The organism is Vibrio litoralis DSM 17657 (assembly GCF_000426765.1).
Taxonomy (GTDB): Bacteria; Pseudomonadota; Gammaproteobacteria; order Enterobacterales; family Vibrionaceae; genus Vibrio; species Vibrio litoralis.
Window position 1 is genome coordinate 406160 of record NZ_KE384567.1, and the last position, 15555, is coordinate 421714.

General features: G+C 42.0%; 15 protein-coding genes. 8 read left to right on the forward strand and 7 right to left on the reverse strand.

From position 1 onward, the window contains the following. Positions 1-62: 62 nt before the first annotated feature. From K358_RS0115490 to tkt, 6 genes are all read right to left on the reverse strand, one after another. Positions 63-779, reverse strand: coding sequence for an oxidative stress defense protein (locus tag K358_RS0115490; RefSeq protein ID WP_027697672.1), 717 nt, complete (start codon positions 777-779; stop codon positions 63-65). 153 nt (positions 780-932) lie between these two features. After that, positions 933-1805, reverse strand: coding sequence for a small-conductance mechanosensitive channel MscS (gene mscS, locus K358_RS0115495; protein WP_027697673.1), 873 nt, complete (start codon positions 1803-1805; stop codon positions 933-935). Positions 1806-2064: 259 nt separating this feature from the next. After that, positions 2065-3141, reverse strand: coding sequence for a class II fructose-bisphosphate aldolase (gene fbaA / locus K358_RS0115500; protein WP_027697674.1), 1077 nt, complete (start codon positions 3139-3141; stop codon positions 2065-2067). Between the two features lie 193 nt (positions 3142-3334). Then, positions 3335-4498 (reverse strand): phosphoglycerate kinase, encoded by a 1164-nt coding sequence (locus K358_RS0115505; RefSeq protein WP_027697675.1) that lies wholly within the window; start codon positions 4496-4498, stop codon positions 3335-3337. A 229-nt stretch (positions 4499-4727) separates the two neighbouring features. Continuing rightward, on the reverse strand, positions 4728-5771 hold the full coding sequence (gene epd, locus K358_RS0115510) for an erythrose-4-phosphate dehydrogenase (protein WP_027697676.1): 1044 nt from the start codon (positions 5769-5771) through the stop codon (positions 4728-4730). Positions 5772-5891: 120 nt separating this feature from the next. Further along, positions 5892-7886, reverse strand: coding sequence for a transketolase (gene tkt / locus K358_RS0115515; RefSeq protein ID WP_027697677.1), 1995 nt, complete (start codon positions 7884-7886; stop codon positions 5892-5894). Between the two features lie 505 nt (positions 7887-8391). Here tkt and metK point away from each other — a divergent pair. The 8 genes from metK (at position 8392) to ruvX (ending at position 15038) form a co-directional block, all read left to right on the forward strand. Next, positions 8392-9543 (forward strand): methionine adenosyltransferase, encoded by a 1152-nt coding sequence (gene metK, locus K358_RS0115520; protein WP_027697678.1) that lies wholly within the window; start codon positions 8392-8394, stop codon positions 9541-9543. A gap of 192 nt (positions 9544-9735) precedes the next feature. Then, positions 9736-10512, forward strand: a complete 777-nt coding sequence (locus K358_RS0115525; RefSeq protein ID WP_027697679.1) for a DUF2189 domain-containing protein — start codon at positions 9736-9738, stop codon at positions 10510-10512. Between the two features lie 80 nt (positions 10513-10592). Continuing rightward, positions 10593-11108, forward strand: a complete 516-nt coding sequence (locus tag K358_RS0115530) for a SprT family zinc-dependent metalloprotease (RefSeq protein ID WP_027697680.1) — start codon at positions 10593-10595, stop codon at positions 11106-11108. A gap of 71 nt (positions 11109-11179) precedes the next feature. Further along, positions 11180-12055, forward strand: coding sequence for a sensor domain-containing diguanylate cyclase (locus K358_RS0115535; RefSeq protein WP_027697681.1), 876 nt, complete (start codon positions 11180-11182; stop codon positions 12053-12055). A gap of 105 nt (positions 12056-12160) precedes the next feature. After that, positions 12161-12892 carry a 16S rRNA (uracil(1498)-N(3))-methyltransferase gene (gene rsmE / locus K358_RS0115540; RefSeq protein ID WP_027697682.1) on the forward strand — a complete coding sequence of 244 codons (732 nt, stop codon included), beginning with the start codon at positions 12161-12163 and terminating at the stop codon, positions 12890-12892. 95 nt (positions 12893-12987) lie between these two features. After that, positions 12988-13941 carry a glutathione synthase gene (gene gshB / locus K358_RS0115545; protein WP_027697683.1) on the forward strand — a complete coding sequence of 318 codons (954 nt, stop codon included), beginning with the start codon at positions 12988-12990 and terminating at the stop codon, positions 13939-13941. Between the two features lie 77 nt (positions 13942-14018). After that, on the forward strand, positions 14019-14582 hold the full coding sequence (locus K358_RS0115550; protein WP_027697684.1) for a YqgE/AlgH family protein: 564 nt from the start codon (positions 14019-14021) through the stop codon (positions 14580-14582). A 33-nt stretch (positions 14583-14615) separates the two neighbouring features. Beyond that, entirely contained in the window at positions 14616-15038 is a 423-nt protein-coding gene (gene ruvX / locus K358_RS0115555; protein ID WP_027697685.1) for a Holliday junction resolvase RuvX, read from the forward strand. 85 nt (positions 15039-15123) lie between these two features. Here ruvX and K358_RS0115560 read toward each other — a convergent pair whose 3' ends face one another. After that, positions 15124-15555 carry a DUF3293 domain-containing protein gene (locus K358_RS0115560; protein WP_027697686.1) on the reverse strand — a complete coding sequence of 144 codons (432 nt, stop codon included), beginning with the start codon at positions 15553-15555 and terminating at the stop codon, positions 15124-15126.

Here is a 15555-nt window from a genome sequence, read left to right on the forward strand (position 1 = left end):
ATACAAACAAAAACAGCGACATAATAGTCGCTGTTTTTTCATCTATAGCTTTTATAACATGATTAATTTTTCAATTTAAAAGTTACATCCACTTGATCGCTGATTGTCATCTCTTCATCTTGATAACCTTGATCTGCAGAGCGAGATTCCATTGCCACCGCTTTTGCCATCATAATCGGACGAACTGAGTTACTACGATAGACAATCGACCACACACCATCTAGCTCACTATCAAAGCCTTTCGCTAACTGCTGAGCTTTTTGCTTAGCGTCTGCAATCGCCGCTTTGCGAGCTTGCTGTTTATACTGAGTTTCATCTTTCACTTTTAGATTAATGTTGTTAACTCGATTCACCCCACTTTGCAATGCAAGATCGAGATAAGTATTCAGCTTATCTAATTGCTCCACTGTCACAGTAATATCACGTACCGCTCGATAACCATTGAGCACAGGCTTACCATCTTTAGGATAGTTATATTGAGGTGATAACTGTAAGTGACTACTTACTATCGACTTGCGTGTTATGCCTGATTTCGTTAAAGATACAATAAAAGTTTCGACGACTTTATCTACCGCCGCTTTGGCTTGTTTCGCTTGGCTTCTATCCGCTTGAATCGCGACCGAAAACTCAGCCATATCAGGCTTTGCGATCACTTCCCCATAACCGGTTGTCGACAGTGTCGGCACATTAATATCATTAGCCATCGCGGCGGGTGCCGCCACCAATAATGACAAACAAAATGTAGTAAATGAAAGAAACCGTGTACTTACTCTTTTCATAACAACCTCTAAAATGTGAAATTAGTTATATATTCAATTCATATCAATCACACTAATTAGGTGGTCATAATTAGTACGATTGGTATAACAACACTCTAGCAATAAAAAAGGCGCACTAGGCGCCTTTTTTCAATAATTTACACTAGGCTAAAATTAACCTTCTAGCTTGTTTAAGTGTACATCCATTTGTGGGAATGGGATTTCGATACCTTCGGCATCAAGCTCTTCTTTAATAGCCTGTAGCAAATCGAAATATACATCCCAGTACTCTGCAGTTTTAACCCATGGACGTACCACGAAGTTTACTGATGAATCCGCTAACGCAACCACACCAACGGTTGGAGCTGGAGTTTGAAGTAAGCGTTTCTCTGACTCTAATACGCGAGTAATCACATCTTTGGTTTTCTTCAAATCTGCTTTGTAAGAAACACCGATTACATAGTCAATACGACGAGTTGCATGGCGAGAGTAGTTAACAATCGCACCACCAATCACGCTACCGTTTGGAACAACAATCATTTTGTTATCAGGTGTGGTTAATACGGTTTGGAAAATTTGGATAGACTCAACACTACCTGCAACACCACCAATTTCAACATAGTCACCAGCTTTGAATGGGCGAAATGCCACAATCAGTACACCTGCTGCAAAGTTTGCAAGAGAGCCTTGTAGAGCTAAACCAACCGCTAAACCAGCCGCACCAATAACAGCAACGACAGAAGCGGTTTGAACCCCAACCTTACCTAATGCTGCAATAAGGACGATAACAAATAAAACATAGCGGACAAGCGAGCTAATAAAATGTACAACCGCTTGATCCATTTGTTTCTTTTCAAGAAGTTTAGCAACACTGTTGCTAATCATTTTTACAATGATGTTACCAATAAAAAGAATAACAATCGCAGCTAGGATATTCACACCATATTGAATAAAAAGCTCAGAATGGCTTTCTAACCACTTTCCAGCTTCAGGAACAATATTCGCCGCCTGATCTACTTGCTCTTTTACTACATCTTCTGCAGACATAATGATTTCCTTATTAACATAAAGGGTTATAACAAAAAGGGGATTTACTAGTGGCTCGTTGAGTATTCAATAGTAATTCAGTAAATATATAAGAGTTTACCTGCGAATGAAAATAATTTGTTAATAACAATACCACTTTCACAAACTACATAATTCAATTCATAATACTTTTACTAACCCTAGCACTAACTCTTAAACTCATAGATAAAAAAAACCTCGCATTTATATGCGAGGTTTTTATCAAACACTTAGAGATAAATTATAATACGTCGATAGCGTTAAGGTCAGCGAACGCTTTTTCAAGACGTGCAACCATAGACGCTTGACCAGCACGTAGCCATACGCGAGGATCGTAGTATTTTTTGTTTGGCGCAGATTCGCCAGTTGGGTTACCGATTTGACCTTGTAGGAAATCGTGGTTTTCAGCTTCGTATGCACGAACGCCATCCCAATTAGCCCACTGTGTATCTGTATCGATGTTCATTTTGATAACACCGTAACCGATAGATTCTTGAATTTCTGCTTCAGAAGAACCAGAACCACCGTGGAATACGAAGTTTAGAGAGTTAGCTGGTAGGCCAAATTTCTCAGAAACGTACGCTTGAGAATCACGTAGGATAGTTGGAGTAAGAACAACGTTACCCGCTTGGTAAACACCATGTACGTTACCGAAAGATGCCGCGATAGTGAAACGAGGACTTACTGCAATTAGTTTTTCATAAGCGTAAGCAACATCTTCAGGAGAAGTGTAAAGCTCAGACTCGTCCATACCAGAGTTATCAACACCATCTTCTTCGCCACCAGTACAACCTAGTTCGATTTCGATAGTCATGTTCATTTTAGCCATGCGCTCTAGGTACTTAGCACATGTTTCAACGTTCTCTTCTAGCGACTCTTCAGAAAGGTCTAGCATGTGAGAAGAGAATAGAGGCTTACCAGTTTCAGCGAAGTATTCTTCACCAGCGTCTAGTAGACCGTCGATCCAAGGAAGAAGTTTCTTAGCAGCGTGGTCAGTGTGAAGGATCACTGGTACACCGTAAGTTTCAGCAACAGCGTGTACGTATTTCGCACCAGCAACAGCGCCAAGGATTTGTGCACCTTGGCCTTCAAGCTTAAGGCCTTTACCAGCAAAGAAAGCAGCGCCGCCATTAGAGAACTGAACGATTACAGGAGCTTTTACTTTTGCTGCTGCTTCTAGTACTGCGTTTACAGAGTCAGTGTTAACAACGTTAACTGCTGGAAGTGCAAATTTGTTTTCTTTAGCTACTTCAAAAACTTTCTGTACGTCATCACCAGAGATAACACCAGGTTTTACAAAATCGAAGATCTTAGACATGGGTTTAGTCCTATTTTTCTATCGTTTAAAATCCCGTTCAAAGAACGAAATCGTTAATTAAATAAACGTTTGCTTGATAACGGGGGCATTGTAGCAACAAATCGCTTCAATTCACATAGTGTGATCTACGCAACAGATAAAAATCTACAAACGTAAAAAAGGCGAGAATTTTCTCCCGCCTTATTTTTAAATATTATGCTTTTGCACGCTCTTCAAGCATTGCAACTGCAGGTAATATTTTACCTTCTACAAACTCAAGGAAAGCGCCGCCACCCGTTGAGATATAAGAAACATCAGCTTTAATGCCAAACTTGTCGATAGCTGCTAGTGTGTCACCGCCGCCTGCAACAGAGAAGCCTTCAGAAGCAGCGATTGCTTCAGAAATACCACGAGTACCCGCTTCAAAGTTTTTGAACTCAAATACACCTACAGGGCCATTCCAAAGGATAGTTTTCGCACCTTTTAGAATTTCAGCTAATGCTGCAGTTGATTCTGGACCTAGGTCAAAAATCATGTCGTCATCTTGAACTTCAGAAACGTGTTTGATTTCAGCTTCAGCATTTTCATCAAACGCTTTTGCACACGCAACATCAGTCGCAACTGGAATTGCACAATCTTTCATTAATTTTTTAGCTGTTTCTACTAGATCAGCTTCGTATAAAGATTTACCAACGTTGTGACCTTCAGCAGCAATGAAAGTATTCGCAATACCACCACCAACAACTAGTTGGTCAGCGATTTTAGATAGAGACTCAAGAACAGTCAGTTTCGTTGAAACTTTAGAACCACCAACGATAGCAACAAGTGGACGCTCTGGGTTATCCATTGCTTTACCTAACGCTTCAAGTTCAGCAGCAAGTAAAGGACCCGCACAAGCGATTGGCGCGTGCATACCAACACCGTGAGTAGATGCTTGAGCTCGGTGAGCTGTACCAAATGCATCCATTACGAATACGTCACAAAGTGCTGCGTATTTTTTAGATAGTTCTTCTTCGTTTTTCTTCTCGCCTTTGTTAAAGCGAACGTTTTCAAGAACAACCAACTCACCAGCGTTAAGCTCAAGACCATCTAGGTAATCTTTTGCTAGTTTAACGTCGCAATCTAGTGCGTCGTTTAAGTAGTTAACAACAGGTTGTAGAGAGAACTCTTCGTTGTATTCACCTTCAGTTGGGCGACCTAGGTGAGAAGTCACCATTACTTTAGCGCCTGCTTCTAGGCAAGTTTTGATCGTTGGTAAAGACGCTAAGATACGAGCATCTGAAGTTACTTTACCTTCTTTTACTGGCACGTTTAGGTCAGCACGAATGAATACACGTTTACCTGCAAGATCCAGGTCAGTCATCTTGATTACAGACATTATTTGTCCTCTCAATGTTAGTGAAATTAAAAATATTTAAACCATTATCATCCGGCATAGTGCCCAATGATCAAAATTCTTATCTAGCTTAGCGACTATAGCGCCTTCCTGTAAACCAAACAGGGCTAATCATTTCATACCCAATATACTGGGGGCGACTATTTATTATTTCAAGCTGAAAAATAATAAATCGATTATTTATTCGTCACAACAGTAAATTTATTCAATCTTATTTTGAGTCAAGCATTGACCCCATAGTTAATGCGGTATCGAGCATTCGGTTGGCAAAGCCCCACTCATTATCACACCACACTAGCATTTTTACTAAGCGATGATTACTGACGCGAGTTTGCGAACCATCAACAATCGCACTGTGCGAATCATGATTGAAATCAATCGAAACCAAAGGCGCTTCGGTGTAATCCAATATGCCGTCCAATGTACAACGAGATGCTTCTACGATAGATTGATTTACGTCATTAACATCGACATTTTTGTGAACTGTGACACTTAAATCCATCGCAGTGACATTAATTGTAGGCACTCGAACTGAAATTGCTTCAAATTTATCAGCAAATTTTGGGTAAATTCTGGCGATGCCTAAATGCAGCTTTGTATCAACGGGAATAATGGATTGGCTGGCAGCTCGAGAACGGCGTAAATCCGAGTGATAAGCATCAATCACTTGCTGATCGTTCATTGATGAGTGAATGGTGGTAATGGTACCTGATTCAATACCAAAGCTATCATCCAGTGCTTTGATCACAGGAATAATACAGTTAGTGGTACAAGAGCCATTCGAGACCACATGATGATCAGCCGTCAATGTTTCATGATTGACACCATAGATAATGGTGTTATCGACATCATTGCCACCGGGATGAGAAAACAACACTCGTTTTGCTCCAGCTTGAATATGCAATTGGCCATCGGCTTGAGAGCCAAACTTACCTGTACAATCTAAAACGATATCGACATTTAAATCTTTCCAAGGCAGAAGCTTGGCATCAGAGAGGTGCAATATACGAATCGAATCAAACCCCGGTTCGACCTTATCGCTGTGATGAATGAAAAGGTGCTCTTGATCGTGGGTAACTTTTTTGAAGAAACGACCATGACTCGAATCATATTGTAGTAGGTGCGCCATGCCTTCCGGTTCGGCCAATTCATTAATTGCTACTACTTGAATCGACTGATTTTTGCCACTTTCATATAAAGCGCGCAATACACTGCGTCCAATTCGACCAAATCCATTAATAGCAATCCTGAGCATAATCATTCCGTGGCATCAATCTTAAGTGACAGTATGTTACCTCATCGTCTTTTAATACGCATTAAAAAAGCCGAGCATTATGCCCGGCTTTCATCTTGCAATTACTTACATTCGAAAGAATTAAGCAATCAACTCTTTCGCAGTTTCTACTACGTTTTCAACCGTAAAGCCGAACATTTTAAATAGCTCACCTGCAGGTGCAGACTCACCAAATGTTGTCATACCAATGATACGACCGTCTAGGCCAACGTACTTGAACCAGTAATCAGCAATACCCGCTTCAATGGCGATACGAGCCGTTACGTCAGATGGTAGTACAGATTCACGGTAAGCCGCGTCTTGCTTGTCGAATGCATCAGTCGATGGCATAGAAACCACACGTACTTGCTTGCCTTCAGCAGAAAGTTGCGCTGCAGCTTCAACCGCTAGTTCAACTTCAGAACCAGTAGCAATCAAGATTAACTCTGGTTTACCAGCACAATCTTTAAGAACGTAAGCACCTTTAGCAATGTTTGCTACTTGCTCAGCATTACGCTCTTGTTGTGCTAGGTTTTGACGAGAGAAAATCAGCGCCGAAGGTGCATCTTTACGCTCAATCGCAAGTTTCCAAGCCACTGCTGATTCAACTTGGTCACATGGACGCCATGTGCTCATGTTTGGTGTCATGCGAAGTGATGCCATTTGCTCAACCGGTTGGTGAGTTGGACCATCTTCACCAAGACCAATTGAATCATGCGTATACACTTGGATGTTTTGAATTTTCATCAACGCAGCCATACGCATTGCGTTACGAGCGTATTCCATAAACATTAGGAAAGTCGCGCCATAAGGCACAAAGCCACCATGCAATGCAATACCATTAATGATAGCTGTCATACCAAACTCACGCACACCGTAGTGTACATAGTTACCTGAAGCATCTTCAGCCGTTAAAGACTTAGAACCAGACCACATAGTTAAGTTTGAAGGTGCAAGGTCAGCAGAACCGCCCATGAACTCAGGAAGCATTTGACCAAACGCTTCTAGTGCATTTTGTGATGCTTTACGTGAAGCGATATTCGCAGGGTTTGCTTGAAGATCAGCAATAATTGCGTTTGCTTTTTCTTCCCACTCTTTAGGAAGGTCGCCAGACATACGACGCGTGTATTCAGCCGCAAGCTCAGGGAAAGCGGCTTGATACGCTGCAAATTTTTCGTTCCAAGCGGCTTCTTTCGCTGCGCCCGCTTCTTTGGCATCCCACTCAGCGTAGATATCTGAAGGAATTTCGAATGGACCGTGTTCCCAACCAAGCTGAGCTTTGGTTGCTGTAATTTCGTCAGCACCTAATGGAGCGCCGTGACAATCATGCGTGCCCGCTTTGTTTGGAGAACCAAAACCAATAACCGTTTTAGTACAGATAAGCGTTGGACGAGGATCCGCTTTCGCCGCTTGAATAGCCGCTTCAATGGCATCTGAATCGTGACCATCAACAGCAGGAATTACATGCCAGCCGTATGCTTCAAAACGCTTAGGTGTATCGTCTGCAAACCAACCTTCTACGTGACCATCGATAGAAATACCGTTGTCATCCCAGAATGCAACCAATTTACCTAGACCCAACACACCCGCTAAAGAAGCCGCTTCGTGTGAAATACCTTCCATCAAACAGCCATCGCCTAGGAATGTATAGGTAAAGTGATCAACAATATCGTGACCTTCACGGTTAAACTGAGCCGCTAATGATTTTTCAGCTAACGCCATACCAACCGCATTGGTGATACCTTGGCCTAGTGGGCCAGTGGTAGTCTCAATACCTGGTGCATAACCATACTCAGGGTGACCTGGGGTTTTTGAATGCAGTTGGCGGAAATTTTTCAGTTCAGAAAGAGGAAGGTCATAACCAGAAAGGTGAAGCAAAGAGTAAATCAGCATCGAACCGTGGCCGTTTGAAAGCACGAAACGATCGCGGTCAAACCACTCAGGGTTTTGTGGGTTGTGATTCAAGTGACCACGCCAAAGAACTTCAGCGATATCGGCCATGCCCATTGGGGCACCTGGGTGGCCTGAATTAGCCTGTTGAACACCGTCCATGCTAAGTGCGCGGATTGCATTTGCTAGATCTTTACGAGACGTCATGTCTGCTCCTGATTTGTGCATTAAAAGTGCATAAGCGATTTATTAAGGTTGGGAAAGCTTGCCGAATACTTCAACTCACTTTAAATTCTGCGTGGTATTGTCGCAAAGCGACTGCATGACTGCAAACTTTAACCACTTGATATTTTCTCTTTTGGGGTTATTTTTTTTGCTTTTTTAGCATTGTCACATTATTTCCCCTCAACTCCCGTCATTATGGGAATGCAATCGAATACGTCAATAGAGTAAATTGCCATATTTATGTACATTTTTGCGCCACTCCCTCTCCCACTTTCACAAGCAATATTCCCTTTAATGTAAAAAAGGCTTGTAATTCGACCAATCAAAACTAGAATAGACGTCTAGATGTAGAAACACCTACAGAATTTATTGTTTTTTAAAAGACGCGATTCATAGCATTTAGCTATATAAGAACGCGTCTTTTCTAACTTAACTGCATTCATCATCAAGCGATGAATTGGCGTGATTCAAAGTGGAGCACTCACACATGGCTAAGCATTTATTTACTTCAGAATCTGTATCTGAAGGCCATCCTGATAAAATTGCTGATCAGATTTCTGATGCGGTATTGGATGCAATCCTAGAGCAAGATCCTAAAGCACGTGTGGCGTGTGAAACATACGTAAAAACCGGCATGGTAATGGTTGGTGGTGAAGTCACCACTTCTGCTTGGGTTGATATTGAAGAAATTACTCGCGAAACCGTTCGTGAAATTGGTTATGTCCATTCTGATATGGGCTTTGATGCAGACTCTTGTGCTGTATTAAATACTATCGGCAAACAATCTCCAGACATCAACCAAGGTGTTGATAAAGCCGATCCTAAAGATCAAGGCGCTGGTGACCAAGGTATTATGTTTGGCTATGCGTGTAACGAAACAGATGTATTGATGCCAGCACCAATTACTTACTCTCACCTACTTGTACAAAAGCAAGCTGAAGTCCGTAAAAGTGGCAAACTTGATTTCTTGCGCCCTGATGCAAAATCTCAAGTTACTTTCCAATACGATCAAGGCAAGATTGTTGGTATCGATGCAGTCGTACTATCAACTCAACACTGTGATTCAATTACCACACCGGATCTACGTGAAGCGGTAATGGAAGAAATCATCAAACCGGTACTGCCTTCTGAGTGGCTAAATAAAGAAACTAAATTCTTTATCAACCCAACCGGTCGTTTTGTTATCGGTGGTCCAATGGGTGACTGTGGCCTAACTGGTCGTAAAATCATCGTTGATACTTACGGCGGCGCAGCTCGTCACGGTGGCGGTGCTTTCTCTGGTAAAGATCCATCAAAGGTTGACCGTTCAGCGGCTTACGCAGCTCGTTACGTAGCGAAAAACATCGTAGCAGCAGGCCTTGCAGATCGTTGTGAAATTCAACTTTCTTACGCTATCGGTGTCGCAGAGCCGACTTCAATCATGGTAGAAACGTTTGGTACTGAGAAAGTACCTTCAGACATCATTATTGAAGCCGTTCGTCAGCACTTCGACTTACGTCCATACGGCCTACAAGAAATGTTGAACCTACTTCAACCTATCTACAAGAAAACCGCTGCTTATGGTCACTTTGGTCGTGAAGAGTTCCCTTGGGAAGCAACCGACAAAGCAGAAGCACTACGTGGATTTGCTGGCTTATAATTAGCCTTTAGAACAAAACACTATACTTTCAAACCCTTGCCATTCGGTGAGGGTTTTTTATTACTTATTAAATATTCCCACCCGTCAAATTCGCACAAATTTTAATCATTAAATTTGTAATTATCCCAAAAAGCGCCAATATTTATATACACAAGCACAGACTTGTTCCCTCATGAACTGCTAGGAGGATTTATGCCTCGTACTGCCAAACCATCAGATTTTAGAACACCAGATAGCGAATATGCTCGCACCATACCTTGCGAGAAAATCGCTACATCCGCACCATTACAATGGCTGAAACTCGGCTTTCGCGATATTTTCAAAGCCCCAGTGATCAGCTTATTTTACGGTATTTGCTTTGCCGCCGCCGCCGCAGGTATCGAGTGGCTAGTCTATTTGCAAGGTTCTCATTTAGTGATTTTCCCTAGCCTGATTGTCTATATGTTAATCGGCCCATTTTTAGCACTAGGGCTATACGATGCTAGCTGGCAGATAGAAAAACACCATAAACCTAAATTATTCCATTCCATAAAAGCGATTAAGCGTAATGGGGTTTCACAATGGAGCTTTGCCTTACTACTTTGTGTGGCGATGATTTTTTGGATGCGTATTGCCGCCCTCTTACATGCCTTATATCCAGAAATGCAAGGCGCCTCACTAGAAGCCTTCCTACCCTTTTTAATTAGTGGTTCTGTGGTTGGGTTTATTTTCTCGTGTGTCATTTTTACTATGTCAGCATTTTCCATTCCCTTAATGATGGAAAGACGAGTTGATATGATGACCGCCGTCTTTACTAGCTATAACGCCGTCAAAAATAATCTAGGCGCAATGGTCGTATGGGCTGGAATCATTGTGCTATGTATCGGTTTTGGCTTTGCCACAGCAGGTATAGGAATGATCATTGCAATGCCCGTTTTAGGCTTTGCCACTTGGCATGGTTATCGACAAACCATCACCCGTAAACATTAATTGTATCTCCTACCTTTCTCTATTAACATTCGGCTTCCTCTATCGGTTCTGAATGTTAGTAGAGAGTCATCGTGTCAGCCATTGTCGTTCCTCAAGATTTAATTCATCAATTGGAAAGCAGCCTTCAGGTTTACCTGAAAAAAGCAGAGTTAGCCCTTGAATGCACCTTTCCAACACCAGAACTGTCCTTCCAAGTTAGAGGAAAAGTGGCAGGAAAAGCGTATCTGCAACAATGGCAAATACGCTTAAATCCGACATTACTTATCGAAAATCAGCAAGCATTCGTAGAACAAGTGATTCCGCATGAACTGGCCCACCTCATCACCTACCATCAATTTGGTCGTGTAAAGCCTCATGGCAAAGAGTGGCGCTATGTGATGACCAATATTTTCCGGTGTCCTCCTGAAACTTATCATGCTTTCGATATTAGTTCGGTACAGGGAGAAACCTTTACTTATCAATGCCAATGCCAAACCCACCAATTATCGATTCGGCGACACAATAAGGTGAAACAACAACAAACTCGTTATCATTGTTCTTTATGTGGCACCCAATTAAAGCTATTAAATAAAGAAAAAGTGATCAATGGCCTATAAAATAGCTTGTATTTCTTTATGATTAGACCGTAAATAACCTCAACTCCTTTGAGGTAACGATGAGTAGCGCTATGAATGAATATCAACATATACTCGAGATTCACCCTCATCCATGCGTCATTCATATTGACTTCAAACCGCTCTATGCCAACGATGCCTTTGCTCGCTTTAGTGGCTTAAAAAGCGCAGATCAAATTCTGGATATGGAATCACTAATGGTGCTAATTAACCCTGAAGAAAGGGAAGAAGCACTAATCCGTTATCAAAAAGCCTTCGCAGAGCAACAAACCGACCCCAAATTGATCGCCCATACCGATTTACTTGGTAACCCGGTGATGGTTGAAATTATTGATAAACTGATCACTTGGAAGGGCCAAAAAGCAGTTTGTACTTTTATTAGTATTGTGACGGATACCGTCAATAAACAGCGTCGCTTAAAAAAATTAGCCGAACAAGACCCGCTCACTCAATTACATAATCGCCGCTATATCATCAACAAACTCACTCAGTTACACCATACCGATGTTGCACAAGAATTTTTTATGGCAATCGTTGATATCGATTACTTTAAAAAAGTAAATGATACTTATGGGCATTTTGCTGGTGACAAAACTCTGCAGCAATTTGCAGAAAAACTACAAGACTTTGTGGGAGTAAATGATTATCTTGCTCGTCTAGGGGGCGAAGAGTTTATCTTGCTAATTCGTTCTGATTCATCTCAACAAGTTATGACTCGTTTGGAATCACTACGTTCTGCAATTGAAAATCATCATTTTATTGTGTCAGTGGAAGAAGATATTCAGCCATTACGAATTCGCTGTACTCTCTCTATGGGTGTCACGCAAATCCAGAAAGGTGAAAAGATTGATTTAAGCTATATTCGTGCCGACCAAGCGCTTTATTTAGCCAAGCATCAAGGCCGTAATCAAGTCATCATCAAAGATTAATGCACATATCGTAAAACATAGTGTGTGAAGTTAACCTTGCCCCTTGTTTTTTACTGTTAAAACATCCATGTTAAGAAAAGCAATTAAGCTTACACAGGTCATGACATGAGAATCCCGAGAATTTACCATCCCCAAGCTATCGAACAGCTAGGGGAAATCCACTTATCTGAAGACGCAGCCGGTCATGTTGGCCGAGTACTGCGTATGACTCAAGGCCAAGACCTTTTACTCTTTGATGGTTCTGGGGTGGAATTTCCTGCCGTGATCCTTGCTGTCTCAAAAAAGAATGTGACGGTAGAAATCAAAGAGCGTATCGAACGTAGTATTGAATCACCGTTAGATCTACATCTTGGTCAGGTCATTTCTCGTGGTGACAAAATGGAGTTCACCATTCAAAAAGCGGTCGAACTAGGGGTCAATACCATTACGCCTTTAATTTCAGAGCGTTGTGGTGTCAAACTCAATGCAGAACGTTTCGAGAAAAAACTGCAACAATGGCAAAAAATCGCGATTGCCGCCTGTGAGCAATGTGGTCGTAATATCGTGCCGACCGTTCGCCCTTTGATGCAGCTAGAACAATGGTGCGCAGAAGATTATGATGGGTTAAAGCTCAACCTTCATCCTAGAGCAAAGTACTCCATCAATACTCTGCCAGCACCGGTCAGTAAAGTACGTCTACTGATTGGCCCTGAAGGTGGCCTGTCTGATGAAGAAATTCAAATGACCGAACAATATCAGTTTGAAGAAACACTCTTAGGCCCACGCGTGCTACGTACAGAAACCGCTGGCATATCAGCAATTACCGCCCTACAAGTTCGCTTTGGCGATCTCGGTTAAGCTATCCCCAAGTGACCTTAAGATACTTGGATATAAATATCTCAATATCGCGATAAAAAAGCGATATTAATGAATTCGCCAACTATGGAGTATCAATGATGAAAATTGGCATCGTAATGGACCCGATTTCAACCATTAACATCAAAAAAGATTCAAGCTTTGCAATGCTACTAGAAGCCCAACGTCGTGGTTGGGAAATCCATTACATGGAAATGTCTGATCTCCATCTAGAACAAGGTAAGCCGCTTGCTGATACCAAGATCGTAACCCTATTTGAAGATACCAATAAATGGTATGAATTCACGTCAGAGCAGTCGATTGAGTTATCAGAACTGGATGCCGTTTTAATGCGTAAAGATCCTCCGTTTGATACCGAGTACATCTACGCTACCTACATTCTTGAGCGCGCGGAAGAACAAGGCACTTTAATTGTAAACAAGCCGCAAAGCCTACGTGATTGCAATGAGAAACTGTTTACCGCTTGGTTCCCAGAATTAACGCCAACCACTCTAGTAACACGTAAAGCGGAAAAAATTAAAGCCTTCCGCGAGCAACATGGCGATGTGATTTTAAAACCGCTCGATGGTATGGGCGGTGCATCAATCTTCCGTGTGAAACAAGATGATCCGAACGTTTCGGTGATTATCGAAACACTGACTAACCACGGTCAAAACTATGCAATGGCGCAAACCTTTGTGCCAGATATCAGTAATGGCGATAAGCGCATTCTAGTGGTTGATGGCGAGCCAATGCCATACTGCCTAGCGCGCATTCCAGCTAAAGGGGAAACTCGTGGCAACTTAGCTGCCGGTGGCCGTGGCGAAGCTCGTCCGTTAAGCGAGACTGACCTAAAAATCGCCCAAGCGGTTGCCCCAACTTTAAAAGAAAAAGGCTTAATTTTCGTTGGTCTCGATGTAATCGGTGATAAGTTAACTGAAATTAATGTCACCAGCCCTACCTGCATTAAAGAGATTGAAGCGGCATTTGATATCTCTATCACAGGTAAGTTAATGGATGCTATTGAGCGTCGTGTGGCCGCGGCTAAATAGTCTTACCTAGCTAGGTCACGTTAAAAACGTATGGCAGCAAATAGGTTGCCATACGTAAATTGCTTATGGAGAGCAGAATGAACTTAACCGATCACTTTTTAATTGCTATGCCCAGCATGCAAGACTCTCATTTTAATCGCAGCGTGATTTATATCTGTGAACACAATGAAGATGGTGCGATGGGGTTAGTCATTAATGATCCTGTCGGCATTGATATTAAAAACATGCTCGAACAAATTGATGTTCAGCCTGTTCACCCACGTATTTGCCAACAAAGTTTATCTGCACCTTTATTAAATGGTGGCCCGGTGGCGACCGACCGAGGCTTTGTTCTACACAGCCGTAAAGATACTTACCAATCAAGTATTGAAATTACTGACGAACTGGCAGTCACAACCTCAAAAGATATTCTGACGGTACTTGGCACCGAAGCCGAACCAAAGAAATTCATTGTTACCCTAGGTTATTCAGGCTGGGATTCAGGTCAGTTAGAACAAGAACTACTCGATAACTCTTGGTTAACCGCGCCTGCTAATTTAGAAATTCTATTCGATACTCCAGTACATGTTCGCTGGAAAAAAGCGGTACAATTACTCGGGATCAGCGTTTCACAATTATCTGGCGATGCTGGTCACGCTTAAATCTCGCGATAATCACACTTATAGAGAAACATCATGTCTAACCAAACCATCATGGCATTCGATTACGGCACCAAAAGCATAGGCAGTGCCATAGGCCAAACCATTACAGGCACCGCCTCTCCGCTCAAAGCGTTTAAAGCTCAAGATGGCATACCAAAATGGGAAGACATCGAAAAACAAATTAAAGAATGGCAGCCAGATCTCGTCGTCGTCGGTTTACCGACCGATATGCAAGGTAAAGATCTTACCGATATCACTACTCGAGCACGCAAATTTGCCAACCGTCTGCATGGTCGTTTTGGCGTAAAAGTAGAATTGCATGATGAGCGCCTTTCGACTCAAGAAGCACGTGCGGAGTTATTTTCGATGGGCGGCTATAAAGCTCTCAGCAAAGGTAATGTCGATTGCCAATCAGCTGTTGTTATTTTAGAAAGTTGGTTTGAAAGTCAGTACTAATCTATTCCGCACTAATCTACTCAGTTCTAAGCAGCTCAACCCTAAGCAGTAAAAATAAAGAGTTGATATTAACCATCAACTCTTTTTAGTTTACCTCGCCAAACAAGTGCAACAATGGAATCCCATTGCTATCACCAAAAACAAACGCATTCTGCTGATACTTGATTGCCAGGTTTTTCGCGGTTATCAATTCAATATTGGCAATCCAAAACCCTTTTTCAATTGACCAGTCAGAAGAGTCCGGCATACCATCACCACGATAAAACTCATAACCTAGAGCCTGTAACTCGTTTGATAACGCGATATTGGCTTGTTGATTGAGTGGTTCAGCGGTTGGGTTTGAGTAAGGGTTATAGGCGGTAATAATTGCCCATTGTTGAATTTTATTCTGCTGGCAGTAAGCCGAAAATTGTATATTAGGCTGACCAATAAATAACTTAAAGGCCTGCCTATCGATTTCAACTCGATAACAAGTTTGCTGATAAGCTTCAACTAACTCTTTATCTATTTTCATCAT

Excerpts from the sequence above, each read along its gene's own strand:
- K358_RS0115490 (WP_027697672.1), bottom strand. The coding sequence starts at position 779 with ATGAAAAGAGTAAGTACACGGTTTCTTTCATTTACTACATTTTGTTTG.
- mscS (WP_027697673.1), bottom strand. The coding sequence starts at position 1,805 with ATGTCTGCAGAAGATGTAGTAAAAGAGCAAGTAGATCAGGCGGCGAAT.
- fbaA (WP_027697674.1), bottom strand. The coding sequence starts at position 3,141 with ATGTCTAAGATCTTCGATTTTGTAAAACCTGGTGTTATCTCTGGTGAT.
- K358_RS0115505 (WP_027697675.1), bottom strand. The coding sequence starts at position 4,498 with ATGTCTGTAATCAAGATGACTGACCTGGATCTTGCAGGTAAACGTGTA.
- epd (WP_027697676.1), bottom strand. The coding sequence starts at position 5,771 with ATGCTCAGGATTGCTATTAATGGATTTGGTCGAATTGGACGCAGTGTA.
- tkt (WP_027697677.1), bottom strand. The coding sequence starts at position 7,886 with ATGACGTCTCGTAAAGATCTAGCAAATGCAATCCGCGCACTTAGCATG.
- metK (WP_027697678.1), top strand. The coding sequence starts at position 8,392 with ATGGCTAAGCATTTATTTACTTCAGAATCTGTATCTGAAGGCCATCCT.
- K358_RS0115525 (WP_027697679.1), top strand. The coding sequence starts at position 9,736 with ATGCCTCGTACTGCCAAACCATCAGATTTTAGAACACCAGATAGCGAA.
- K358_RS0115535 (WP_027697681.1), top strand. The coding sequence starts at position 11,180 with ATGAATGAATATCAACATATACTCGAGATTCACCCTCATCCATGCGTC.
- rsmE (WP_027697682.1), top strand. The coding sequence starts at position 12,161 with ATGAGAATCCCGAGAATTTACCATCCCCAAGCTATCGAACAGCTAGGG.
- gshB (WP_027697683.1), top strand. The coding sequence starts at position 12,988 with ATGATGAAAATTGGCATCGTAATGGACCCGATTTCAACCATTAACATC.
- K358_RS0115550 (WP_027697684.1), top strand. The coding sequence starts at position 14,019 with ATGAACTTAACCGATCACTTTTTAATTGCTATGCCCAGCATGCAAGAC.
- ruvX (WP_027697685.1), top strand. The coding sequence starts at position 14,616 with ATGTCTAACCAAACCATCATGGCATTCGATTACGGCACCAAAAGCATA.
- K358_RS0115560 (WP_027697686.1), bottom strand. The coding sequence starts at position 15,555 with ATGATGAAAATAGATAAAGAGTTAGTTGAAGCTTATCAGCAAACTTGT.